General features: G+C 66.3%; 27 protein-coding genes and 1 tRNA gene. 6 read left to right on the forward strand and 22 right to left on the reverse strand.

Annotated elements, in window-relative coordinates:
- Window positions 1-250 precede the first annotated feature (250 nt).
- Entirely contained in the window at window positions 251-616 is a 366-nt protein-coding gene (locus tag BN971_RS24490) for a hypothetical protein (protein ID WP_139027046.1), read from the reverse strand.
- Window positions 613-969: a DUF4365 domain-containing protein gene (locus BN971_RS05080; RefSeq protein WP_139027047.1), complete on the reverse strand. Its 357-nt coding sequence runs from the start codon at window positions 967-969 to the stop codon at window positions 613-615. Before BN971_RS05080 ends, BN971_RS24490 begins: the two co-directional genes overlap by 4 nt.
- A gap of 373 nt (window positions 970-1,342) precedes the next feature.
- Between BN971_RS05080 and istA the strand changes: the two genes are divergently transcribed.
- Window positions 1,343-2,602, forward strand: coding sequence for an IS21 family transposase (istA, locus tag BN971_RS05085; protein WP_085181865.1), 1,260 nt, complete (start codon window positions 1,343-1,345; stop codon window positions 2,600-2,602).
- The gene (gene istB / locus BN971_RS05090; protein ID WP_085181864.1) at window positions 2,599-3,414 is read left to right on the forward strand and encodes an IS21-like element helper ATPase IstB; all 816 of its coding nucleotides are present in this window, start codon (window positions 2,599-2,601) and stop codon (window positions 3,412-3,414) included. The genes istA and istB overlap by 4 nt, the downstream gene beginning before the upstream one ends.
- A gap of 667 nt (window positions 3,415-4,081) precedes the next feature.
- Here the strand turns inward: istB and BN971_RS26250 are convergent.
- The 5 genes from BN971_RS26250 to BN971_RS05110 form a co-directional block, all read right to left on the reverse strand.
- The gene (locus BN971_RS26250) at window positions 4,082-4,213 is read right to left on the reverse strand and encodes a hypothetical protein (RefSeq protein WP_264028448.1); all 132 of its coding nucleotides are present in this window, start codon (window positions 4,211-4,213) and stop codon (window positions 4,082-4,084) included.
- A gap of 132 nt (window positions 4,214-4,345) precedes the next feature.
- On the reverse strand, window positions 4,346-5,134 hold the full coding sequence (locus BN971_RS05095) for an alpha/beta hydrolase (RefSeq protein ID WP_085181863.1): 789 nt from the start codon (window positions 5,132-5,134) through the stop codon (window positions 4,346-4,348).
- A gap of 954 nt (window positions 5,135-6,088) precedes the next feature.
- A complete protein-coding gene (locus tag BN971_RS05100; RefSeq protein ID WP_085181862.1) occupies window positions 6,089-7,423 on the reverse strand; it encodes a DUF4226 domain-containing protein in 1,335 nt (444 codons plus the stop codon).
- 117 nt (window positions 7,424-7,540) lie between these two features.
- Entirely contained in the window at window positions 7,541-8,446 is a 906-nt protein-coding gene (locus BN971_RS05105; RefSeq protein ID WP_139027048.1) for a DUF2637 domain-containing protein, read from the reverse strand.
- Window positions 8,447-8,611: 165 nt separating this feature from the next.
- Window positions 8,612-8,821, reverse strand: coding sequence for a hypothetical protein (locus BN971_RS05110; RefSeq protein ID WP_066911486.1), 210 nt, complete (start codon window positions 8,819-8,821; stop codon window positions 8,612-8,614).
- 580 nt (window positions 8,822-9,401) lie between these two features.
- Here BN971_RS05110 and BN971_RS05115 point away from each other — a divergent pair.
- The 4 genes from BN971_RS05115 to BN971_RS05125 all read left to right on the forward strand — a co-directional run bounded on the left by BN971_RS05115 (window position 9,402) and on the right by BN971_RS05125 (window position 12,083).
- Window positions 9,402-10,283 (forward strand): helix-turn-helix domain-containing protein, encoded by an 882-nt coding sequence (locus BN971_RS05115; RefSeq protein WP_235852683.1) that lies wholly within the window; start codon window positions 9,402-9,404, stop codon window positions 10,281-10,283.
- A 1-nt stretch (window position 10,284) separates the two neighbouring features.
- A complete protein-coding gene (locus BN971_RS26420; protein WP_308203768.1) occupies window positions 10,285-10,434 on the forward strand; it encodes a helix-turn-helix domain-containing protein in 150 nt (49 codons plus the stop codon).
- Window positions 10,431-10,616, forward strand: a complete 186-nt coding sequence (locus BN971_RS05120) for a helix-turn-helix domain-containing protein (RefSeq protein ID WP_066911483.1) — start codon at window positions 10,431-10,433, stop codon at window positions 10,614-10,616. Before BN971_RS26420 ends, BN971_RS05120 begins: the two co-directional genes overlap by 4 nt.
- Window positions 10,617-10,691: 75 nt before the next feature.
- Window positions 10,692-12,083, forward strand: a complete 1,392-nt coding sequence (locus tag BN971_RS05125; RefSeq protein WP_066911480.1) for a tyrosine-type recombinase/integrase — start codon at window positions 10,692-10,694, stop codon at window positions 12,081-12,083.
- 514 nt (window positions 12,084-12,597) lie between these two features.
- On the opposite strand, the gene BN971_RS05130 is transcribed toward BN971_RS05125, so the two are convergent.
- The 15 genes from BN971_RS05130 to BN971_RS05200 form a co-directional block, all read right to left on the reverse strand.
- Complete coding sequence (locus BN971_RS05130; protein ID WP_066911477.1) at window positions 12,598-12,996, reverse strand: hypothetical protein; 399 nt, start codon at window positions 12,994-12,996, stop codon at window positions 12,598-12,600.
- Window positions 12,997-13,357: 361 nt separating this feature from the next.
- On the reverse strand, window positions 13,358-13,543 hold the full coding sequence (locus BN971_RS25275; RefSeq protein ID WP_211145700.1) for a hypothetical protein: 186 nt from the start codon (window positions 13,541-13,543) through the stop codon (window positions 13,358-13,360).
- Window positions 13,544-14,173: 630 nt separating this feature from the next.
- Window positions 14,174-14,247, reverse strand: a tRNA-Pro gene (locus BN971_RS05140).
- Between the two features lie 59 nt (window positions 14,248-14,306).
- A complete protein-coding gene (locus BN971_RS05145; protein WP_085181860.1) occupies window positions 14,307-15,071 on the reverse strand; it encodes an IclR family transcriptional regulator in 765 nt (254 codons plus the stop codon).
- A complete protein-coding gene (locus tag BN971_RS05150; RefSeq protein WP_085181859.1) occupies window positions 15,068-15,889 on the reverse strand; it encodes a beta-keto acid cleavage family enzyme in 822 nt (273 codons plus the stop codon). Before BN971_RS05150 ends, BN971_RS05145 begins: the two co-directional genes overlap by 4 nt.
- Window positions 15,886-16,236: a beta-D-galactosidase gene (locus tag BN971_RS05155; RefSeq protein ID WP_085181858.1), complete on the reverse strand. Its 351-nt coding sequence runs from the start codon at window positions 16,234-16,236 to the stop codon at window positions 15,886-15,888. The genes BN971_RS05150 and BN971_RS05155 overlap by 4 nt, the downstream gene beginning before the upstream one ends.
- Complete coding sequence (locus BN971_RS05160) at window positions 16,236-17,066, reverse strand: cyclase family protein (protein ID WP_085181857.1); 831 nt, start codon at window positions 17,064-17,066, stop codon at window positions 16,236-16,238. Before BN971_RS05160 ends, BN971_RS05155 begins: the two co-directional genes overlap by 1 nt.
- A complete protein-coding gene (locus tag BN971_RS05165) occupies window positions 17,063-17,974 on the reverse strand; it encodes a 3-hydroxyacyl-CoA dehydrogenase family protein (RefSeq protein ID WP_085181856.1) in 912 nt (303 codons plus the stop codon). Before BN971_RS05165 ends, BN971_RS05160 begins: the two co-directional genes overlap by 4 nt.
- Window positions 17,968-18,771 carry an SDR family NAD(P)-dependent oxidoreductase gene (locus BN971_RS05170; RefSeq protein WP_090350018.1) on the reverse strand — a complete coding sequence of 268 codons (804 nt, stop codon included), beginning with the start codon at window positions 18,769-18,771 and terminating at the stop codon, window positions 17,968-17,970. Before BN971_RS05170 ends, BN971_RS05165 begins: the two co-directional genes overlap by 7 nt.
- Window positions 18,772-19,049: 278 nt before the next feature.
- Window positions 19,050-20,441, reverse strand: a complete 1,392-nt coding sequence (gene der / locus BN971_RS05175) for a ribosome biogenesis GTPase Der (RefSeq protein WP_085181854.1) — start codon at window positions 20,439-20,441, stop codon at window positions 19,050-19,052.
- Window positions 20,438-21,121: a (d)CMP kinase gene (gene cmk, locus BN971_RS05180; RefSeq protein WP_085181853.1), complete on the reverse strand. Its 684-nt coding sequence runs from the start codon at window positions 21,119-21,121 to the stop codon at window positions 20,438-20,440. The genes der and cmk overlap by 4 nt, the downstream gene beginning before the upstream one ends.
- Complete coding sequence (locus BN971_RS05185) at window positions 21,118-21,861, reverse strand: pseudouridine synthase (RefSeq protein ID WP_085181852.1); 744 nt, start codon at window positions 21,859-21,861, stop codon at window positions 21,118-21,120. The genes cmk and BN971_RS05185 overlap by 4 nt, the downstream gene beginning before the upstream one ends.
- Entirely contained in the window at window positions 21,861-22,556 is a 696-nt protein-coding gene (scpB, locus tag BN971_RS05190) for an SMC-Scp complex subunit ScpB (protein WP_085181851.1), read from the reverse strand. Before scpB ends, BN971_RS05185 begins: the two co-directional genes overlap by 1 nt.
- Complete coding sequence (locus BN971_RS05195; RefSeq protein WP_085181850.1) at window positions 22,553-23,368, reverse strand: segregation/condensation protein A; 816 nt, start codon at window positions 23,366-23,368, stop codon at window positions 22,553-22,555. Before BN971_RS05195 ends, scpB begins: the two co-directional genes overlap by 4 nt.
- A complete protein-coding gene (locus BN971_RS05200) occupies window positions 23,365-24,225 on the reverse strand; it encodes a ParA family protein (protein ID WP_085181849.1) in 861 nt (286 codons plus the stop codon). The genes BN971_RS05195 and BN971_RS05200 overlap by 4 nt, the downstream gene beginning before the upstream one ends.
- Between the last annotated feature and the right edge of the window lie 143 nt (window positions 24,226-24,368).

Raw genomic sequence — 24,368 nt, forward strand, 5'->3', positions numbered from 1 at the left:
AGGCACCGGGCCTTATGCATCAGCAGCCAGTTGTGGTCAACGGGCCCGCAGTCATCCGCCTCAATTAGCCGTGCCACAATTTCTAAGCCGTCGGCGGGCGGCCTCGCTCCACCAGTACCGCTGCGGCTGTAGCCGCAGCAGCCGCCCGCTCGAACGGCTCGATGTCGTCGGCTTGAACTAGGGCCGTGACCGCACTGACATCACGGTTTTCCACGAAAACGTCGTACGCGGCGGCGTAGAAGCGCCACCATCAGTTATCGGAATCTCGGCACTCGTCGAGAGGAGGCGTTTTCGCGTCCTGCCAGGGGAAGGGGGACGGCTGCAATCCGCCCAGCCGCATCTCAATGATGAGGGCGATGGCCTCTTCCGGCTCGTACTGCTCTACCAACAAGTTTGGGTGTGGTGCGATAAGTCGCGGCGTCAACAACGCGTAACGAAGACGATCGCCTCGAAGAATGGCCCGTCGATTCCAGCTGCTGCCTTCCCAACCCGGGTGTCCGAGATCTCCCGTCGCAACCTCAAGCAATTGGTCGACGTGATCTTGATCCACTGTTGAATCACGTGGCACTAAGATCTTTGCATTTTTGCCCGTATCAACAACCTTGTCAGCGGTCACGCGCACCCAGTACGAATCCCTGTGTCGGGATCGTGCAGTACCAGAATGTGCGGCACCCGGTGCTTCGCCCAGGATTCGAAGTGGTCCTTGGTGTCGGGATGCCACCAGCCAACGATCGCGCCTTGATCGTCCCGCTCGGGTGAAGCAAACCACGACGACCCGCTCTTCACCTGTGCGCCGACGAGCGCACCAAGGTCGAATAGTCGAGCATCCCGCGCTATTAGCCACAAGTCTGTTCCGCTGAAGTCCTGTTCTTGCGGATTCTCCGCAACCCCCCAGTTCAGCGCCATGAACTGACCGCCTACGGCTTGCTGGCCTTGAGAGCCCGTTAGGCCAGTTCGGGTTGCCCTCATCCAGCCCACCCCTATCGCCCTGCCAACCAAAGAATCTGTCGCCCGAGCGACCAACCTAGTGCGACGTTTGGCCCCGGATACTGAGTGACACGCGTCGGTCTTGTATGCGCCCCGCCTCGGGCCCAGCAACGCGCGGGCAAACGCATTCCGCGAGCAATCAAGGGCTGGTTTGGGTCAGATGTTTGGGTCACAACATCCAAATATGGGATTTCAGAAGCGAGAAATACCCTTTGACCTGTGTCGGGCTGACAGGATTTGAACCTGCGACCACTTGACCCCTGTCGGCGTCGCCTGAAAACTAACCCCGTGTCGACGCCCGAATTTTGACCCCCTTCGTCTGAGTCTCGGCTTACGAGCCGAGAGGAGAAGGGAGTTGTTGTCAGTGGAGGATTGGGCTGAGATCCGCAGGTTGCATCGAGCGGAGGGGTTGCCGATCAAGTTGATCGCCAGGACGTTGGGGATCTCGAGGAACACGGTGCGGGCGGCGTTGGCTTCCGACGGGCCGCCGAAGTATGAGCGTAAACCGGCCGGTTCGGCGGTGGATGCGTTCGAGGACGCGATCCGTGCCCAGCTCACACAGGTGCCGACGATGGCGGCCTCGGTGATCGCCGAGCGGGTCGGCTGGTCGCGTGGGATGACGGTGTTCAATGAGCGGGTCCGGGAGTTGCGGCCGGCGTATTTACCGCCGGATCCGGCCGGGCGCACTACCTATGACGCCGGGGATGTGGCGCAGTGCGACTTGTGGTTCCCACCGACCACGATCCCGGTCGGCTACGGCCAGACCCGCTTACCGATGCAGTTACCGGTGCTGACGATGGTGTTGGGGTATTCACGGTGGCTCTCGGCGATCCTGCTGCCGTCACGGCGTGCTGAGGATCTGTTCGCCGGGTGGTGGCAGCTGATCGCCGCGTTGGGTGCGGTGCCGCGCACGCTGGTCTGGGACGGTGAGGGTGCGATCGGGCGGTGGCGGTCGGGTCGGACCGAACTGACCAGAGATTGTCAGGCGTTTCGCGGTGTGTTGGGCACCAAGGTGGTGGTGCTCAAACCGGCCGAACCGGAACACAAGGGCATCATCGAGCGGGCTCATGACTATTTCGAGCGGTCGTTTCTGCCGGGGCGAACCTTCAGTGGTCCTGGGGATTTCAATTACCAGTTCGGCAAGTGGTTGCAGATCGTCAATGCTCGGCGGCGCCGGGTGTTGGGGTGTGCCCCGACGGATCGGATCGGCGCGGACCGCCAGGCGATGCTGGCGCTGCCGCCGGTGTCTCCGCAGGTGGGTTGGCGCAACTCCATGCGCCTGGCGCGGGATCACTACATCCGGTTGGACTCCAATGACTACTCGGTGCACCCGGGAGTGATCGGGCGGCGCATCGAAGTCACCGCGGATCTGGATCGGGTGCAGGTGTTCTGTTACGGCAAGACGGTCGCCGATCACGAGCGGGTGTGGGCCTGGCATCAAACCATCACTGATCCAGAACATCGTGAGGCGGCGAACATGCTGCGCCACAATAGAATCAGTGCGCTGCGGCCGGTGCGTGAGCATGACGACCAGCCGACCGTCGAGCAGCGCTGCCTCAGTGATTACGACGCCGCGTTGGGCATCGACCTCGGGGAAGGCGGGTTGGTGTCATGACCACCAAAACCACGGCCCAGAGCGCTACGGTGTCGGCGAGCAATCGGGATCTGACCGCCGAGATCACCTTCCTCGCCCGCGCGCTGAAAGCACCGACGATGCGCGATGCGGTGGCCCGGCTGGCTGAGCGGGCCCGCGCTGAGTCCTGGACCCATGAGGAGTTCCTCGTGGCGTGTCTGCAGCGCGAAGTCTCGGCCCGGGAGTCCCATGGCGGGGACGGCCGTATCCGGGCCGCCCGGTTTCCTTCACGAAAGTCATTGGAAGAATTCGATTTCGACCACGCCCGTGGCCTCAAACGCGACACGATTGCCCACCTAGGGACGCTGGACTTCGTGGCTGCCAAAGACAACGTCGTCTTCCTCGGCCCGCCAGGCACCGGCAAGACGCATCTGGCCATCGGTATCGCGATCCGGGCGTGCCAGGCCGGGCACCGGGTGCTATTCGCCACCGCCTCCGAATGGGTAGCCCGGCTCGCTGAGGCCCACCACGGCGGCAGGCTGCAACAAGAACTCATTCGACTCGGCCGCTACCCACTGATCGTCGTCGACGAGGTCGGCTACATCCCGTTCGAACCCGAGGCCGCCAACCTGTTCTTCCAGTTGGTGTCCTCCCGCTACGAACGCGCCAGCCTCATCGTCACCTCCAACAAGCCGTTCGGCCGCTGGGGTGAAGTGTTCGGCGACGACGTCGTAGCCGCCGCCATGATCGACCGCCTCGTGCATCACGCTGAAGTGATCGCCCTCAAGGGCGATTCCTACCGCATCAAAGATCGCGACCTCGGGAGAGTCCCGGGATCGACGACCGAAGAATGACACCAAGGGGGTCAATTTTCAACCGTCGAAAAGGGGTCAATTTTCGGCCGCCGTTGACAACCCCCAGGGAAGAGGACAGTGTGAACTAGCGTTCTACTGCGTCTAATACGTCCAGGTCAGGGACGTCTGCGCGTCCGGTCCGTGTCGCCCTGTCCCCCCTGTTCGTGCCTGTCTTGGCAAGTTCTTGGCACGCTGCCGAATGGGTGTGCGATCTGGTCACTCTGGCGTACCTGCTCTGCCTGCCGCAGCTGATGTCTCTCACTGTCTCTCACAACCGATGTGAATCACCCTGGTTCTGATGGAGGCTTTGAGCCGTCCCGGGGTATCCGGACCGCCCTCTAGCTGCGCGACTGCAGATCCCGGATGACTGGACGAAGTCTCTAAAGCAAGCTCAGCGGAATGCCCACGATGAGGTGCTGGTGATCGCCAACAAGCACGTTGCCTATCGCGTCGGTGATCATGAATGAATGGGGGGTGTCCGCACTTCTCGCGCCACCGCCGGGGCCCCGCGAAGTGGTGGCAACAGATACCCGAAACTTGCGATTGTTACTGCCGGCTTAATGCACCCTCATTGATTGCCGGTGCCCTTGCGGCCGCGTCCTGCGCATCTGCGTCGTGAGCCGTCGAGTCCTCAACATAGACCGGCGCAGTGCGAGGCGGCCGGTTGTCAGCGCGGCGCGTCCTGAATCTCGCTCGGTGTGATGCCGGCGAGAGTGGTGATCAGGTGAGTGACGAGGTCTTCCTCCGGCGGCCACGGGAACGTCGGCCGGGTCGGCCTGAGCAGCGCGTAGCCGTGCATGGCGACCAGAATCGCGCTCGCATCCTTTGCGGCCCGACCAAGAGTCGAGAGCTTCAGCGACGTTCTGGTCTGCCCTCATGGCTCGCCGTATAGCGGTGGTAGCCGCGCCATCTGATGGGCACGCGCAGCCAGTCAGGCCGCGGTCGTAAATACCGGATTCCTGGCGATCCAGTCGTCAATCTGGCTCATGGCGACGGGTAGTGCCGACCCTGAAAACACCATATGGTCGGACTGGGGAATCTGCACTGAGGTGCTGTGTTGATACCGGGCTGCGGTCTGGCGCACAACCCCGGCTGGCACGATGCGGTCGCACTCGGCGCCCATCACCAGCACCGGGGTCGTGACCGCCGTGAAGTCGACGACGGTGGCCTTGGAAAGCATCGTCACGGCAACGGCCATCTCGCACATTGCGCGCCCAGATTCGCAGACCACGCCGTCATATATCTCACGCGCGATGTCCTCGGTCTGGGTGTTGGCGATCCATCGTCGAAATTGTTCGAACGTTGCGGGATACACCGGCTTGGCCCAGGGGCGTAGCCGTAAGAAGGCCGGCAGGGACATGCGCATGTTTGTGGGGGTCGTGCCGAAGATGCCCGCCGCGGAGCCGGGACATGCTGCGACCAAGCCAGCGTGGCGCGTGCGCGCGGCGACTAGCTGGGCCAGCAGCCCGCCCATCGAGTGACCTACGAGAAGCGGTGTCGAATCCAGCGAATTCACGAATCTCGCTAGGTCGTCGGTGTAGTCGCGAAGGCTCAGTGACGCGATCTTCACCGCGCCCTCATGCAAGGGCAGTTCGTGATGGCGCAGTGTGGGAGTGTGCGCGGTGTAGCCACGCTCTTCGAAGGCGGCGCGGGCCGGAGCCAACTGCTCCCCACGACTCCACGCGCCATGGATGAGAATGACGTGCTTTGTGTTGGACACGATAGAACCCCTGGTCAGTCTCTTTGGTCGCGAGCCACGGCGCCACTACGGAGAGAGTATTTCAGCAGGCAAGCCGGAAGATCTGATCTTTGAGAAACTGTGACGACGAGCGGAATTCGGCGTGCGCGAAATCCTGGGTCATCCCCCGACTGGCCAACGCACGGGGACTCCGTAGAGATTCTTCATCAGAGCAGTCGGCAGTCGGTTGGACCGCGCGCACCGCCTCGACGACCTCTGCCCCACGCGACAATCGGCGTCTCAAGCGAATTATGTTGCATCAAACGCAACATGCGCCGCCCCGATACGTTCCCCACGAACAAGATGAAAGATGACGGTGCTATGGGAAAGCTCGGACACCGCGCCTGTCGTGCGCTAGGACTCGAATACCGCTAAACCGACTGCACCAGAGGTCATTTCAGGACTTCGCTTATCGCCCGTCCAGGCGCGTGAGCGACAGTTGATCCCCAACGGTGGCGTGTAGAGTGTTTCCGCTCGTTCTGCGGCAACAGTGAGAACGGTGCATCCGTCCGCACCGGCAATGCGCTACTCCGACAAGCACCTGGTGTGCGCCGGGCTCCGCACCACATTCGGGGCAGTGTGAAGGGCCGGGCTCCTCGCCCCCGCGCCGAGGTCTGCCGAAGCCCCAATCTTTGCGATCGTAGCGGGGAGTTGAAGTTGAAGCGCCTGCGGCGCTACTGGATAGCTTGGGCCTTGGGGCCCAAGCCCATGTTTGTTTGCCTTCCTGGCTTTCGATTATTGCCGGCGGTCCGCTTCGCGCGAAGGCCACGGCCTCCGCTTCGCTCCGGGCACAAGGCTCGCACAGTTGGCCCGACACGCTCGCTTCGCTCGCGGCGGGCAACTGTGCGCCCGGACCTTGCACTTCGCGTCCCTACGCCGGCCCAAATCTCAATTGCCAGAAGGCAAACAGAACAGGCGGCCACGCGGACGCCTGACTCACACAGAAAGGTTTGACATGACCGGGTCACGACTCTTGAATTGCGCGATTTGACCGGGCACCAAATGGCTCGGATCGGCAGGTGCGGTCACCGGTGTTCCCGGGGGCGGCAACTCCACGTGGGCCTGCTTCCACCCATCGCTGACCGTCGCCCCGTTGAGCACCGCCCGCACCGCGGCGGCGTGTTGGGCCGTCGTCGCCGTCACCGCAGAACCATCGGGCATCTGTACCACCCGGCTCGGGTCACCGCCCGCGCTGGCCGGCGCAGCAGCCGGCGGGGCCGGCGGTGTGCTCGGCTGCGGTTGAGTCGTACCCGCAGGCTGCGTCGGCGCGTTCTTATCGCCGGTGCCGTCCTTGCCGGCTGACGCGGCGCCGTTCTTGCCGCCATCGCCGTCACCCTTGCCGTGCGACCCGTCTTCGAAATCGTCGGACTTGCCGTGGTCGTGACCGTCGCTGTCTTTAAATCCGTCCCCCCCGCCCTGGCCGGCAAAACCACTCGCCAGCGGGCCCATCGCGCCCAGCGCGTCCATCGGCAAGGATCCTGCAGCGCCGCCCAGCGCGCCAGGAATCGACCCCAGCCCCGCCATCGCCGGGCCCAACATCGACAGCGGATCGCCCAGGCCCGCCCCGCCAAGCCCGCTCAGCCCAGCCAGCGGATCAGTCAGCCCGCCCGGACCGGCACCTGTAGCGGTTCCGCCCGCCCCGCCGTCACCACCGCCACTGCCGCCGCCATCACCGCTGGTGTCAGCACCGCCCCCATCACCACCCCCGGCGATGCCTGCGTTGCCCTGGTCCTTCGAATGGCCTCCGCCGGCGCTGTCGCGGTACTCATCACCGAGCGCGGAAAGCAGCTCAGCCTGCTTCTTACTGTCCACTTTGGAGCTGTCGAGCAGTTGTTGAATTTGGGCGAGCTGACCGTCCAAGAACTCATTAAACAGCGCCATCGCATGCGGGTCATTGGCCATTTGCGGGTGAGACGTCAGCGCGCGCCGCGCCGTCTCGATGCTGCTGATGATGGCGCCGATTTTGGAGCGAGTGTCGTCGTTGGTGGCGAAAATTTGTTTGAGCAAGCCGGCCAGCTTGTCATCGGTCTGGGTGAGCGCGCCGCTGGCCTGCTGATAGGTAGTTCCGGCGTGATCGACGCCCTGCTGTAACCCGCTGGGGCCGTTCGGCACTGGCAGAGCGGGCCCCCACGGCGGCGCCCCGGCCGGCGGCGCTGGCAGCGCCTGCTGGGGCGGCCCATCAAACTCATCGCCACCCTCACCGTCGTCATCACCGCCGAAGATCCCCGTCAGGTCGTCGAACAGGTCATCCAAGACGTCGAATAAGCCCATGGCGCGCCCGAATCCCCTCTACACGCAGGTCGCTGGGCAAAACGCTACCGCCGCCTGCTGGCGCTACGCGACGGTCGCGCCCAACCGATTTCGACCCATGCTGCTCCGACGAAGTCCTCACCGCCCGCCAGGGACGGGCACACCCAGCACAATCGGCGCCGCGTCGCGGATTTTGCCCACATTATCGTGGTGCAACTCGATCTCCGGCTGGGCACCGATGGCGCGAAGCGACATCGGCGGGCGGCATTCGTACAGATAACGCAAAGCGTGCGCGATCTTTGTCGTCGACACGTTCCGGCAATAACCATCCTCGTGCATCTGGGCCGCCGCCGCGCGCCATTTGTCCATCCTGTCCACCGCCAGTTCGAGCGCACGGTCGCACAACTGCGAGGTGGCGTCGGGCGGCGGCGTGGGATTGAACCGCCACAAGATGGCGGCGATATGGGTCGTCGCGAGTAAGGCCCCGGGTGGAACACAGGCAAGCCCCGCCGACCCCCACCTCATCCATAACACCATGTGCCCGGTGGACAGCCACGCATGCAAAGCATTACCGCCAACGCTCACCAAAGCCGCGGAGCTAAGGACACCCCGCAGGAAAACCCGGTTCCAGAACTGATCCCGATACGGCGCCAGTGACACAATTCCCAGCGTCGCCAGGACGATCGTCCCGTCGATAATCAACGGCCATAGCCACGACGGCCAGCCGGGCCACGCCGCCATCGCCGCCAACTCACGCAAGGACGTAAACGACAGCACAAAGCTGACCGTCGCGATCCCGATCGTCAACCCCCCAGCAGCACGGCGACTTCTGCGAACAAGGTGTAACGTGCGGATCTCGTCGTCGGTCTGATCTGCTTCCCTCGCAAGCCGCGGCTTAATCGCCGGCCGCCCGCGACGACGCGAGTTGGCCTGCATACGGCCGCTGGGCCCGGCCGCCGGTGCCAGGTCGTCCATCGGCTGAGGCTCAACGCCGGTTTGTGCTGCTACCGCGGCACCGTTTCGACGGGTGTCAAGCGTGGTCACTGCGAGATTTCCTTCGCATAAGACGGACGGGCGGAACGGGCGATCACCGTGGGAGAGGCCAGAAAAGCGGCGTTGAGTCTTCCGTTCAGGCCTGCAGTGGTTGGGCTTACAGCTGAAACATACAGCCGGCGGCGGCGTTACGCGTCGCTCGGCGGCTGCGGATTTTCAATCCGACTCGCAATACCTTGTGACACCGTGCCGCTGGGCGGCTTCGACCTGGGCCGGCAACACCCATCGCCGCAGCGATTCCGCACCGACGCCGACCTTCGGGCCGATCGACTGGCAGGCGGCATACACCGACCGATACTCCTGAAGGTGATCCAGCACCACCTTCACCGCGCGCTCACGCTGCTCGACCGGGTAACGCTTGGCCATAGTCGCCATCCTTCACACACAAGGAAGCGGCACCAAACCCGGGACGGTTCTCTCACCGCCTTCTGACCTTGACGACTCCGGCCACGGCCACGCGACGGCACAGACGCGTCAGTTTGGGGCGCGATCGGCCTCGCGTGGCGGATTTCTCACGAGGTACCGATCGACCGGGAAACATCGAGAATTACTGGTGCACAACGACTACATCCGCACTGCGCATCGATGCACTCAACGACTTTTCTCTAGCGGGGAGTAGGCCATCGTCGGGTTATGTCGGCGCTCGTGCTCCGACATGATTGCCGCCCTGGTGGCGATGAGCTGCTCCCTCCTTCTCCGCGACCAGTGACACAGTCGATAACCGCCGAGCCGCTCTGTCTTTCACGATGTTTCACTGCGCTCCGATCAATAGCGGTAAACGGAAACGCGACGACGCAAAACCCGCCAGAGATTTCTCAGACTGGCTGTCGCGCAGCGCAATAACACCTCTTAGCGTTCTAGATATGAAACGACCCATCACGAGTGAGTGCAGGGACGAACCCGCCGAAACTCTCCGCAACGCGCGATCCTCAGCCCAGGCATAAAGATGAGCTGGGGTGCGCTCAACTGGGCGACGGACTTAGACGTCAGATCCTCGGCGGCGAAGTTCATCCTCATACTCCTAGCGAATAAGGCGGATGAGAATTTCTCGTGCTATCCCTCGATCCGTACTCTGATGGCTGAGTCCAATGCCGGGAGAAGCACGGTCCTGCGCGCACTCAGAGACCTGGAAACGCGTTGGCTTCATCAGTCGCCATCCACAGTTCCACGACTCCGGGGCGCAACGCTCGACTCGCTACTACCTGAATCACCCCTTGGCACCACATCTTTCGCACCGTCCCGATCCGGGACCCCCCCGTCCCGATCTGGGACCCCCCGTCCCGATCCGGGACCCCCGGAGGGTCCCGCTGCGAAACGCCCCCCATCCCACTGCGGGACGGGGACCGTGTCAGAGTGGGACCCTCCGGGGGTCCCACAGCGGGACCCCTTGAATCCATCAATTGAATCCCCATCCGAACCAAGCGATGCCGCGGCGCGCATCTTGGAGGCAGTCACCGAAGCGTGGACGCTGGGCACCCGCGAGGCTCGTAGTCTCCAAGCGGCCGTCGAGTCCGCCTTGGCGCACGGATGGCCGGCGGCAGAACTCACCGACCACCTGATCCAAAACCCCAACCCGGTGCGTGATCCGGTGCGGGTGCTCGCCCGGCGCCTGAACGATCTCCCGCAGCTACACGACCTACATCCCCAACCGTGCCGTGGTGTGGTGAATGCGAAGACACGCACTCTCGCACCATCACCGTCACTGCGCCCGACGGAACCGAAGCTGCGCAGTTTTGCCCGCGGTGCAGCCCACAGCTGCACAGGGCACATCCATCCAGAGAAAAATCCTTCAACATACCGAACAGTGGTGAATTATCTTGGAAAATAACGTGTTCAGTGAACTCCCCCTTCTGCTTGCGGTACCTCGCGCAGCTCAGCTGTTGGGAATCAGCCGTGCCGCGGCGTATCGCCCGGTGGCCTCCGGCGAGCTGCCAGTTCGTCGGCTCGGCGGACACGACTCTTCGGAGGGTGGTGAATGAAAATGGAAGACAACATGTTCAACGATCTGCCCCTTCTGCTCGCGGTGCCCCGAGCCGCGCAGCTGCTGGGAATCAGCCGGGCCGCGGCCTACCGTCTGGCGGCCTCCGGAGACCTGCCGGTCCGCCGGCTCGGCGGTCGCGTCTACGTGGTGACCGCCGGCCTTCGTGAGCTAGCCTCGTGAAAGGCTCGGTGTACCAGCGGGGTCCCAGGTGGTTGCCACGTGGCTGGAGCACCGCGACCGAGGAGACCGACCAACATGAGCACTGACACACAGTTTTCCAAGTCCGAACAGGCCAACCGCACCCGTCGCGCTGAGCCGATAACCCAGCACATCGCCAAGAACGGCACCGTGTCCTACTGGTTCCAGGCCGACGTGGGCACCAAGCCCGACGGCAGCCGGGACCGCCGACGATTCACCTACCGCACCAAGGCGGAGGCGCGCCGCGAGTATCGGCGCATCACCAGCGAGGTGGCTGCGGGCACCTACACCCGGCGGACGGCCATCACCGTTGACGACGCCTGCGACCAATGGTTAGACGGACGGCGCGGCATTCGGCGCGTGACACTGGAGGGCTACCGAAACGACCTCAAACCGGTACGCCGCTACCTCGGCGGTAAGAAACTCCAGCAGATCGTCAAGGCCGACGGTGACGCCCTCGTTGAATTGATGCTGACCGAAGGCCGCAGGTCACCGAAGCACTACCAGCCCGGCAGCCTGTCCAGCCGCGTCGCCGAACTGATCGGGCAACGCCCCGAGGGCATCTCGGCGTCGGCGCTGGCCGCCGCGTTCCCTGGTGAGGACGTACACACTTGCCTATCCGGCCTGGTGCGCGCCGCGCGAGTCACGCGGCCACGCCGGGCGGTGTACATCCTGGCCGACCCCGCCGAGGTGGACACGGCCGCTCGCGGCGTCAAGCCGGTCACGGTGCGCTCCACCCTCACCACCTTCGGCATGGTCGTGCAGTCGTTCGTAGATCAGGGCATGTTGCCTCGCAACGTTATTGCGCTTGTCGAGCGACCAGCCGACGCGACGACCGACGAGGAAGCCGCCCACCCGGCGAAGTCGTGGACGGTGGACGAGGTGGAGGCGTTCCGCGAGTCGGTGCGCGATGAACGCCTGTTCGCGTGCTGGTTGCTGAGCTGTTACGGGTTGCGCCGCAGCGAGGTGCTGGGCCTGCGTTGGTCTCAGCTCGATGATCATGCGCTGCGGGTGCGGCGAGGCCGGGTCGCCGTCGGCAGCGAGACCGAGGAAGGGCTACCGAAGTCCCGGCGCAGCCGTCGCGACCTCCCACCGCCGCCTGAGCTGGCTGAGGCGCTGCGCACACTGAAGATGTGCCAGAAGGCCGAGGCGCTGGCGCTTGGCGTCGCGTGGTCGGATGACCGGCTGATAGCGGTGCACGAGGACTCGACACCGGTACGGCACGATTGGTACTCCGACGAGTTCCAGCGGTTGCGCGAACGGGCCGGACTGCGCCGTATCCATCTCAAGGGGCTACGGAACACCAGTGTGAGCCTCATGCTCACGTCGGGCATCCCGGTGCACATCGTGGCGGCCTGGCACGGCCACGACCCGGCGGTGTCGCTGAGGATCTATAGCGACGCACAGCCCGACGACTTACGCGCCGCCGCCGCGTCGCTGTTCGGCTGACCCGGAAAGCACGCTGTCCGACGTCTCTATCGTCACAGCCGTTCAATGTGATCTATGGCGTTGCGCGGCGTTTCGTTCACAAATCCGTTCACAACACAGCAGGAGCAACTACGTCCGCCTCGCGAGGGAAACTGGTAACTGCCACGAGGCCTAACCTCTCAGGTCGGTACACTCCACACTCCGAGCTGACGATTGATGCGTTCCCAGTCAAGACCCGTCCCCTCGCTCGAACTGGTCGTCCACAAAGCATCCCGTATTACGACACCTACCGGTAAACCGCCGATATCGACGAAAAAGGTCTCCGTTTGCATCTGATGAATCAGGTCGGCCCTCGTCTATACGCCACGGACCAGTGGGTACGTTCGGCCAGTATTGCCTGTCGCAGTGTAAGTTTCGATCAATCGCATCTGGCGTGACACAGGGCCGGCCCGGCGCCGCGGCCGCCAGCTGCGCATGACGGCATGCGAGCTCATCGATCGCGCGGGCCAGGCTGAGCTGAGATGTGCGGCCACGGCTACCCCGTCTTTTCGGCGAATCGGCGCCGGCCGAGGATGTTGAGGCGCATGCTGTAGGTGAAGACCGATCCGGCCCGAGGAGTGTGATGGCTAGACAGCGTCTCATCGACAACGTGAAAGAGGCGCTCGGCAACGTCGCGAGCCAGACGCGCGCGGTATAGCGGGCGCGCCGCGAAAGCCGTTGGCTGGCAAGCACCTAAGAAGGGTGGCGCAACGAAGGCTGCGGCCGGCAACCGATCCGCCGCCAAGCGGACTTCCATCAAGCGGGCCGTCGCCAAGAAGGCCCCGGCGCAGAAGGCAACAGCCGCCACGCCCGGCGCCCGGAAAACCGCCGCAAAGAAGACCACGGCCAAAACGCCCAGCCGGGCGAAAACCCCGGCCCAGAAGACCGCGGCCAAGGCTGTCGCGAAGAAGGCTCCTGCTAAGAAACCCAATCAGAAGTAATGAAAGCCACCCCCAGATCGCGTGATCGGGTGATCAGCCGCCCATAAGGCCAGGCGGCAGTTCTGGCGGTGTAGGCGCTGCTCATCACTGTCGCCTGCCTTACCGGTAACCCGTCGTGAGCTGATTCGCCGCGCTCCAGATCGCTGGATCAGCAGGTGACGTGAAGGACCGCGCAGACCTCTCGTCGCTTGAGGCCCGTGATCAGCCGGCAGGCTTGTTCCGTCGGGACAGCGACAAGCTCGACGTTTCGGTGCGCAGCCTCCGCCGCCACCTCGGGCATGATCGGCAACGAGCCGTGGGCCCCGGTGCCGATGATCAACCCGGGTCCGCCCCCGGGAGCTCCTCGTCGGCCGAGAGCGGAGTGTGTCCGAACTTGTCGCGGTATGGCTTCGAGGGCTTCTTGCTCCGTTTGCGCACAGTACCTCGGTCGATGACGACGTCGTGCTCGTACGCTTGTCCCTCGACCTCGATCGACCCGAACCCACGGAGTCGCACATCCATCACAACTCCCTTCCGCGCGGAAATTCAACACTTCGGAAACTACGCCCATTGCCAGTGCGCAGGAAGCCGTTGCGCCCGATGGTGCCGACCATGACGATGACCTCGCAAGCTGCTCCCTCGTCCCATGACGGGACGAATACGGCGGAATATGGCGGGGTTACCGGTACTGCCTTGCGCAGCTCGACGTGCGTCCTCTTGCCGAGCAAGTTACGTAATAGGGCTTCGGTCTTGGGGGCCGTGGCCGATTTCGGCCGTCCATAATCTGCCGCCGCATACCGTCAACGACTACGGTCTGGTCACGATGTTGGTTCGACGTGAGGCCACCAGCGTAGACCTGCGTGGCGTCCCGAACCAGGGAGCGACATCAGAGCCGCGTTTCTCATCGAGATCGGTGGCGGACCGATTACTCGACCTCAGACCGGGACAGCTGAAGCATCACGAGGGGCGCCCGCTAGTAGGGAAGCAACCCAGCGATCACAGGCTGACAGTGCGTCGAATGCGCGCCGCCCGGGAGCACCCACGTCCGCTGCCCGACGCCTGGCAAGTTCTTGGCAAGCTCGGGGCGATTCGGCGACGTGACCAAAACACTCGAAACCCGCTCCGGTACTGGTCAGAGCGGGTTTTCGTGTGTCGGGCTGACAGGATTTGAACCTGCGACCACTTGACCCCCAGTCAAGTGCGCTACCAAACTGCGCCACAGCCCGGATGCCGCCGAGTCACCGGCGGCAGGTCGACAGCCTACCGCAGCCCAGCCGCCACCTCGCTAATGGCCGAGCGACGTGCGAGTCTTCTCCACCCAGGCCAGCAGTGCCTCGGCGAGTTCGGCCTCGCGGCGGTAGAACCGCTGCGCCGGAACCGGCACGCTGACCGCCACTATTTGATCGCCCACGGGCAGCACGGCACTCACGGCGCAGATGCCTTCGGTCTGCTCCTCGCGGTCGTACGCGATGCCCTCGGCTCGGACGCGGTCCAGCTCTTTGCGCAGGGCCGCCGGGGTGGTGATGGTGTTGGGCGTCAGTCGGGCGAGCCGGCTGGGCAAGGCCTTGGCCTGCTGCTCCGGGGACAAACTGGCCAGCAGCGCCTTGCCGTTGGCGCAGCAGTGCAGCGGGAACGACTCCCCCACCGCGCTGATCGCCCGCAGGCGGTGCGGCGAGACGACCTGGTCGACGAACGTCACGCGGTCGCCGTCCAGGACCGACAGGTCCACGGTCTCCTCCAGCTCGCGGGACAACTCCTCCATGAAGGGGTGAACGTCTATCACCACGCCCAGCCGCACGGTGGCGGCCATGCGCGCGATCTCCGGCCCGAGCCGGTACGGGCCGCGGGCCCCCCGCGAGGCCACCAGCCCTTCGTCGTCCAGCGCGCCCAGGATCCGGCTCACCGTGGAGCGCGCCATCCCCGTCCGCTCGCCGATCTCGGCCTGGCTGAGTCCGCCGGGATGAGCCTGCAACAGCCGCAGGATCTCGGCCGCCCGGGCGATGACCTGAATTCCGCCGCGGGCATCGTGGTCGTCGGGGTCGGCGCTCACGCACGACCTCCGGGCAGGCGCAGCAGGGCCTCGGTCTCCTCGACCGACGCGACCGGCAGATCCAGGGCCTCGGCGAGCCGGATGGTGCGCGAGACGAGCGGCAGATTGCTCGGCGCGAGTTCGCCCTTGCGCAGGTACAACGTGTCCTCCAGGCCCGTGCGGGCGTTGCCGCCCAGGGCCAACCCCATCGCGGTCAACTCCAGGTTGGCCCGGCCGATCGCGATGACCTGCCAGATCGCCCCTGGCGGCAGCCGGCGGACCATGGTGAGCAGATTATCGGCGGTGGCGGCCATCCCGCCGCGCACACCCAGGACGATGCTGAACTGCAACGGCTCGGCCAACAGCCCCTCCTCCCAGAGCCGCAGACACGCCTCCAGATGGCCGGTGTCGTAGATTTCGAGTTCCGGTTTGACGTCCAGGTCGCGCATCCGCTCCGCGAGGCGCCGCACGGCCAGCGGCGGGTTGCGGAATTCGCCGTCGGCGAAGCTCATCGAGCACGGGTTCAGCGTGGCCATTCGCGGGCACAGCTCGACCAGCTTCCCCCGCTCCTCGAACGGCACGGTCAGCCCTACCCCGGTGGAGAGCTGGATCAGGATGGGGCAGCGCTCTGCGATCATGTCCATGGTCCGGCGCGCGATCCCCAAATCGGCCGTGGGCCGCTCGTTCTCGTCGCGCAAGTGGATATGGGCCACCGCGGCGCCCGCGTGGTAGGCCGCCTCCACGGCGCCGGCGATCTCCTCCGGGGCGGTGGGCAATCCCGGGTTGTCGGCCTTGGTCGCGATGGGCCCGGTGGGCGCGACGGTGATGACGACGCTCATGACAGCTCCTCGGTTGGATGGGCAACAGTCACCAGTAGCAATGCCCGACGCGGTGACCGGTTTTCGATCGATCGCACCTCGCCCTTGGCGAGATGAATGCTGTCCAGACGACGGACGACCGTTTCCGTCCCGTCCGCGGTGACCACCAGCTCGCCCTCGAGCACCACGTAGACCGTCTCCTCCCAGGCCGGCGCAGGCTCCGCGCACCCGCCCGGGCGGTAGACCGAGACGCCGGACCAGAATCGCTCGGTGCGGCCCGCCTCGTGGCCCTGCAACCGCATTGCCTTGACTCCGTGATGCAGTGGCGCGACGTAAGGCGTCGCCTCGGAGGCCCGGGTCAGGTTCATCACGCCACCCGCCCCGTCTCGATGCGGTAGCTCCCGGTGGGGTCGACGATCGCCACCAGCCGCACGATGCAGCCGTCGCCGCCCACCCACCGCCACGGGAAGGCGGCGAAGGTCACCCGCTTGCCGGTGACCTTGTCCAGGTCCCCGCCCACGTTTTCGAAACCGTAGATGCCCTTGGACAGGATCGCGCGGTGACACGGTTCCCATTCCGGGAAGTCGTCAAGCACCTTGCGGCCAGTCTCGCGCTCGTATTCCGTTACCGCCCAGGGCAAAAGGCCGCCGGATTGTTCGGCGGGGCCGTGCGGGCCGATCGACGTGGCCATGGGATGGTCCAGGGCCTGGGTATCGGTGCCGACGGCCTTGACCCCCTTGGCCGCGAACCACTCCCCGGCCTCCCTGTAGAAGCCCGGCGAGTAGGCGTAGTACTCGGCGCTGTCGGCGTAGGTGTGGTGCCAGCCGGTGTTGACGATGACGATGTCGCCGGGCCGGATCCGCGGTGTGGCGTTCTCGAGGTCCTCGGCGGTGACGACCTCCCATTTCTTCTTGGGGATCGAGACGACGACGCCGGTTCCGAAGAAGGCGCTCAGCGGGATCTCGTGCAGGAAAGGAGTGCCCTCGACGACGTGGGCGGGCGCGTCGATGTGCGTGCCGGAATGCATGACGGTGGTGATCTTTTGGGTCAGCACCCGGCTGCGCGCCATGTTGTGCAGGCGTTCGATCTTGACGTCCTCGAAGTACGGCCAGGCCGGCACGCCATGCCCCCAGGGGTGCGACAGGTCATAAAACTCCAGCGCCGATTCCGCTTGTCCCAGGGGCCATTCGATGGTCATACTCGTTCCTTTCGCGTGCATTCGAGCTGGCGGGCGATGTGTTCGGCGAGCCGGGTGGCGGTTAGTTCGCGCTCGCCCGGGGCCCAGTCGAGGAAGCCGTGGCCGGTGCGGGCGCCCAGCCGGCCATTCGCGACGAGTTGGCGCAGCAACGGGCTGGGATGCGGGTCGCGGTCGAGGCCAGGCAGCACCGCCTCATGGATGGCGAGGGTGAGGTCGAGACCGACGTAGTCGGCGTTCTCCAGCGGCCCGAGGGTGGCCAGCCGCAGCCCAATGGTGTTGCGCACCACCAGGTCCACCGTGGCCGCGTCGCAGATTCCCTCGCCGACCAGGGCGATCGCCTCGCGCCACAGCGCATGCTGCAGCCTGTTCCCGATGAACCCGGGTACGTCGCGAGCCACCCGCACCGGCAGCTTGCCCGCGTGCGTCAGCAGCGCCACGACGCGATCGGTGGTCTCCGGGGCCGTCCGCTCGCCGGGCACGACCTCGACGACGGGTATGAGATCCGGCGGGTTCCACCAGTGCGTGCCGATCACCCGGGCGCCGCCGTCGACGCCCTCGGTGACCGCGCCCACCGGAAGGACGGAGGTGTTGGTGGCGAGCACCGCTGTCGACGCCAAAAGCGAGAGCTGCTGGAACAGCGCTTGTTTGGCGGCGAGGTCTTCGATGATGGCCTCGACGACGAGGTCGGCGCCGCGCACCGCGTCCGCGAGGTCGGCGATGGCGGTTACCGAACCTCGGCCGGCGGCGGCCACCTCGCGGGCCTCGACGGCCGCCGGCTCGAGGGCGGCGGCGTTGCTGTCGGTGAGGGTGACATCGAGACCTGCGGAGGCCAGGACGCCGGCGATACGGCGTCCCATCAAACCGGCGCCCACCACGGCCGCGCGCGCGAAACCGCCCGGCGTCAGCATGCCGTGTAGCCGCCGTCCAGATACATCACCTGGCCGGTGAAGAAGCTGGACGCGTCGCTGAGCAGATAGATCAGGGCGCCGACGAAGTCGTCCGGCTCGGCGAAGCGGCGCAACGGGATTCGCGCGAACATGGCCTCACGGGTGGCGCGGCCCCTCTCGTCGTCGGCGTACATCCACTCGGTGAGTTCGGAGCGGAAAACCGTTGGCGCCAGGGCGTTTACCCGGATGCCGGCGGTGCCCCATTCGGCGGCCAGGGATTTGGCGAGCAGGTCGGTGGCGCCCTTGGACGGGCAATAGGCGCTGTACCCGGCGGAGTGGCCCAGGGATCCGCGGACCGACGAGACAAGCACCACGCTGCCGCCCGTGCCCTGCTCGAGCAGGACGCGTCCGGCCGCCTGGCACGTCAGCCAGGCGCCCCGGGCGTTCGCGGTCATGACCTTGTCGAAGTCTTCGACGTCCATCTCGATGATGGGCGCGACGTGGTTCATGCCCGAGGCCACCAGCACTCCGTCGAGCCGGCCGTGGCGGGCTATTGCCTGCTCGACCATCGCCTGGGCGTCGGCCGGGCTGTCGGGACGACGGGTGACCACCGCGGCGTCCTCGATGCCGGCTTCCTCCACGAGGCTCGCGAGGCCGGCGGCATTGCCGCCTGCCAGGGTCAACCGGGCGCCGGCTTGCGCCAGCGCCCGGGCCGCGACGCTGCCCAGTGCACCGGTTGCCCCGGTGACCAGGATCGACTTGCCTTCCACGCTGAACTGCGCGAGGGCGGCTTGGGGCGCTTGCTGGGACGTTCTCATGGCGGCCTCCATAAATCTCGCATTGCAGACGAATACGCCCGCATGACGAGAAGGATACGGCCATTAGGCATCCGATATCAACGCTTATTCCTGTGATGTGGCTTTCACATCCTGTCTGGTGGGATTCGTTGAGCGCCCTCACTCGCCTCAGGTACCTCACTGGCCCCAGATTGGGAGGCACTCGACGATGTGCCCACCTCCCAGCGACAACGGTTGTCGCTATGAGGCGGGCATTTCGGCACATACCCGGCTCGCCGTGGCTGCTGAGGCTGATGTGATTAGCGCCGCTTGGCGCCGCGCTTCTCCCGGACGCGCACGTTGATGCGGATCGGCGAACCCTCGAAGCCGAAGGTCTCCCGGAGGCGTCGTTCCAGGAAGCGCCGGTAGCCGGCCTCCAGGAAACCGGTAGTGAACAGGACGAACGTCGGCGGCCGGGCGGTGGCCTGGGTGGCGAACAGGATGCGGGGCTGCTTCCCGCCGCGCACCGGCGGCGGGGTGGCCGCCACCACCTCCTTCACCCAGGCATTCAGCGGACCGGTGGCGATGCGGGCGTCCCACGACTCCAGCGCCGTCTCCATCGCCGGGACGAGCTTCTGCACGGCCCGGCCCGTCTTGGCCGAGATGTTGACGCGCTGCGCCCACCGCAGCTGCACCAGTTCGCGGTCGATCTCCCGCTCCAGCAGCTCGCGGCGGTCCTCGTCGACGAGATCCCACTTGTTGAACGCCAGCACCAACGCCCGCCCCGACTCCACAACCATGGACAGCACCCGCTGGTCCTGCTCGGTCAGCGGTTGCGACGCGTCGATCAGCACCACCACCACCTCGGCCGCATCGATGGCCGCGTGGGTGCGCACCGAGGCGTAGAACTCGTGCCCGCTGGCCTGGCCGACCTTGCGCCGCAGGCCCGCGGTGTCGACGAACCGCCACACCTTGCCGCCCAATTCGATGAGCGAGTCCACCGGATCCACCGTCGTGCCGGCGACCTCGTGCACCACCGAACGCTCATCCCCCGCAAGCTTGTTCAGCAACGAGCTCTTGCCCACGTTCGGCTTGCCCACCAGCGCCACCCGCCGCGGGCCGCCCGAGGCCGGCGCGGCCTCGGACACCTCGGGCAGCGCGGCCAGCACCTCGTCGAGCAGATCGGCCACCCCGCGGCCGTGCATCGCGCTGACCGGATGCGGCTCGCCGAGCCCCAACGACCACAACGCCGCCGCGTCCGCCTCACCCTTCTCGGTGTCAACCTTGTTGGCGGCCAGAAAGACTGGCTTGCCGGAGCGCAGCAGGATGCGGGCGGCGGCCTCGTCGGCCGTGGTGGCGCCGACGGTCGCGTCGACGACGAGGATCACCGCGTCGGCGGTCCGCATGGCCACCGCCGCCTGCTCGGCCACCAATTGCTGCAGGCCCTGGGCGTCGGGTTCCCATCCCCCGGTGTCCTGCACCACGAACCGGCGCCCGGACCACAGCCCGTCGTAGGAGACGCGGTCGCGCGTGACACCGGGAACGTCCTGCACCACCGCCTCGCGGCGGCCCAGGATCCGGTTCACGAGGGTGGACTTGCCGACGTTGGGCCGCCCGACCACCGCGACCACCGGCGCCGGCGCGGCCTCCTCCACCTCGGAAGCCAAAGAATCCCAGTCGCCTTCGTCGGCCCAGGTCCCATCGCTGGTCATCGCATCGCCCCGCTTCGCTGCTCGACGAGCTCCAGCAGGTGGGCGATCACCTGCGCCTCGGTCATGGAGCTGGTGTCGACCACCACCGCGTCCGACGCGGCGCGCAAAGGTGACACCGGGCGGGTGGAATCCAGGTGGTCGCGGCGGCGGACGTCGGCCAGCACGGCGTCGTAGTCGTCGCCCAGCCCCGCCGCGACGTTCTGGTCGTTGCGCCGACGGGCGCGGGTTTCGGCCGACGCGGTCAGGAAGATCTTCACCGGAGCGTGGGGCAGCACCACGGTTCCGATGTCCCTGCCCTCCACGACGACGCTGCCCGGGCCGGCGGCCATGTCCCGCTGCAGCTCGACGAGCCGGGTGCGCACGGCGGGAACCGCCGACACGGCCGACACCGCCCGGGTCACCTCGTCACCGCGGATCTCGGCCGAAACATCCTCGCCGGCAAGGAAGTAGCGATCGCCGGCCGGGTCGTAGTCCACCGCCATCTGCACCGCCGAGCCGATCGATCCGACCGCGTCGGCGTCCGTCGGGTCGACACCGGCGCGCAACACCGCCAGCGTCACCATCCGGTACATCGCGCCGGTGTCCAGGTAGCGGGCGCCCAGCGCGCGCGCCAATCCCCTTGACACCGAGGACTTCCCGGTTCCGGCCGGGCCGTCGATCGCGACGACGACGCTATTCACAGCCCCACCGCCTTGTACAGTTGCCCGACCTCGTCGCGACCCAGCGCCCGCAGGCTGCCCGGCCGCTGGTTGCCCAGGGTGATGGGTCCGATGTCGGTGCGCACCAGCTCCTCCACCGGGAAACCCACGGCCGCCAGCAGCCGGCGCACGATGCGGTTGCGCCCCTCGTGCAGGGTCACCCGCAGCAACGTCTTGCCCGGGATGGCGTCCACCACGGCGAAATCGTCGACCTTTGCCGGGCCGTCTTCCAGGTCGACGCCGGCGCGCAGCGCCTTACCCAGCCCGCGCGGCACCGTCCCGGGCACCGTCGCGAGGTACGTCTTGGGCACTTCGTGGGAGGGATGCATCAACCGGTGCGCCAGCTCGCCGTCGTTGGTCAACAGGATCAGGCCCTCGGTGTCTGCGTCCAACCGCCCGACGTGGAAAAGGTTCTTATTGCCCCGGACCTTTCGTTCGATCAGGTCGCCGATGCACGGGCGGCCGCGGTCGTCGGACATCGTCGAGTGCATGCCGCGGGGCTTGTTCAGCGCCAGGTAGACCAGCGAGTCGTCGAGCACCACCCGGGCCCCGTCGACGCGGATCACCGACGCGTCGGGGTGCACCCGGGTGCCCAGCTCGGTCACGACCTGCCCGTCGACCTCGACGCGGCCGTCGATGATCATCTTCTCGGCGGCCCGTCGCGACGCGATTCCGGCCTGGGACAACACCTTTTGCAGGCGGATCCCTTCGGTCTCGACCATCAATCCTGGTCCACGTCGAACGACAGCGCCTGCTCGGGCGCGGGGCGGCCCGACAGTTTGATGAATCGTGGCTCGCTGTCCAGGGATTCGCTCAGGTCCTCGATCGTGTCGACGTCGGGCAGCAGGGGCGCGATGTCGGGCAGATCGGCCAGCGACGTCAACCCCAGGCGCTCCAAGAACAGCTCGGTGGTCGCGAAGGTCACCGCGCCGCTGTCGTCGTCGACGCCCGCCTCGGTGATCAGCCCGCGCGCCAGCAGGGTGCGCATGACGGCGTCGACGTTGACGCCGCGCACCGCGCTCACCCGCGCGCGCGTCACCGGTTGCCGATAGGCCACCACGGCCAGCGTCTCGAGCGCGGCGCGGGTGAGCTTGGAGCGCGCGCCGTCCAGCAGCAGCTTCTCCACGTACGGCGCGAACCGCGCGCGGGTGTACATCCGCCAGCCCTCGCCGTTCTGGCGCAGGTCGATGCCGCTGTCGCGTTCGGTGAGTTCGGCGGCCATCGACTCCAGCCGCGCCGCGACCCGGTAGACGGGCTGTTGCGTGGCCGCGGCGAGCGCCTCGGCGGTGACCGGGGTGTCCACCACCAGCAGCAACGCCTCCAGCACGGAGCCGAGCTCGTCGGCGTCCATGGGCGCCGCCTCGGCGATGTCCGGGATGCCGACGTCGAGGTCGACGTCCGGCAAGTCTTCGCTCATTCGTCCCGCACTTCTACCAAGGCTTCGTTGGCCGGACGTTCTCCGGTCCATGAAATCTGGAGCACGCCAAGCGGCTCCGACTGGTCGAATGCTACCGCCCGGCTCCGATACAGCTCGAGCAGCGCCAGGAAGCGCCCGACGACCTCCATCGGCGCTTGGCAGTCGGCGACCAGCTCGGAGAACGTCGCCCACTGGCCGCTCCCCCGCGCCTGCAGGATCGACAGCAGCTTCTTGGCCTGTTCGGGCACCGACACCGCCACCTCGTGCAGGTGCCCGATGGACACCGTCGGCACCGGCCGCGGGGTGAACGCGATCGCGGCGATCTGGGCGAAGCGTTCCGCGTCCACACCCAGCATCACCTCGGGCAGCAGTTCGGTGAACCGGTCCTCCAGCGACACCGCGCGCGGGTAGCTGCGCAGCGCGGTCGCCTCCAGCTCGGCGAACATCTCCGCGACATGCTTGAACGCGCGGTATTGCAGCAGCCGGGCGAACAGCAGGTCCCGCACCTCGAGCAGCGCCAGGTCCTCCTCGTCGTCGACCTGCCCGGCCGGCAGCAGCCGGGCGGCCTTGAGGTCGAGCAGGGTGGCGGCGACCACCAGGAACGCGGTGGTCTCCTCGAGGTCCAACTGGGAGCCGATCTCGCGGGTGTAGGCGATGAAGTCGTCGGTCACCTGGTGCAGCGCCACCTCGGTGACGTCGAGGCGATGCGCGAAGATCAGCTGCAGCAGCAGATCGAACGGCCCCTCGAAATTGGTCAGGCGGACTTGAAAGCCGTTCTTGGGTGGCGCCTCACCGTTCGCGCTGGCGGTCACGCGCCGAATCGGTCGATGAACTCGCGGGCCAGCGCACGGTAGGCGATCGCGCCCGCGGATTTGGGGGCCCAGGTGGTGATCGGTTCGCCCGCCACGCTGGTCTCGGGGAAGCGCACCGTCCGGGTGATCACGGTGTCGAACACCAGGTCGCCGAAGCGCTCCACCACCCGGGCCATCACCTCGCGGGCGTTGACCGTCCGCGGGTCGTACCGGGTGAGCAGGATCCCGCTGATCTCCAGCTTCGGGTTGAGCCGGTCGCGCACCTTGTCCACGGTGTCGGTCAGCAGCGCCAGGCCCCGCAGCGAGAAGAACTCGCACTCGGTGGGGATCACGACCCCGTCCGAGCAGGCCAGGCCGTTCACGGTGAGCAGCCCGAGCGACGGCTGGCAGTCGATCAGGACGTAGTCGTAGCGATCCAGCACCGGATGCAGCGCCCGGCCCAGCGTCTGTTCGCGGCCCACCTCGTTGACCAGCTGGATCTCCGCGGCGGACAGGTCGATGTTGCTGGGCACCAGGTCCAGGTTCTTCAGCCGCGTGTGGATCAGCACGTCGTCGATCGACACCCGCGGCTCCACGAGCACGTTGTGGATGGTCTTCTCCAGCTCGTAGTGCGGGACGCCGAGGCCCGCGGACAGCGCGCCCTGGGGGTCCATGTCCACCAGCAGCACCCGCCGGCCGTACTCGGCCAGCGCCGCGCCCAGGTTGATCGTCGACGTCGTCTTCCCGACCCCGCCCTTCTGGTTGCACATCGCGACGACCTTGGCCGGGCCGTGTGCCGTGCGCGGTTGGGGCTCGGGAATCGCCCGCGGCGGGCGTCCCGTCAGGCCGACCTCGACAATTGGCGGCTCGGTCGTCATGCCCGCAGTGTTCGGGAGGTGAACATCGCTCGAAAGTCTAACGGCTCGACCACGCTAAACCGGCCGACCCGCAGGGCGTTTCACCAGCGAATATGGCCCCGGACCTGCGACGAGTCACATCCGTCTCACCAGCACCAGCAGTG

Source organism: Mycobacterium bohemicum DSM 44277 (assembly GCF_001053185.1).
GTDB classification, from domain to species: domain Bacteria; phylum Actinomycetota; class Actinomycetes; order Mycobacteriales; family Mycobacteriaceae; genus Mycobacterium; species Mycobacterium bohemicum.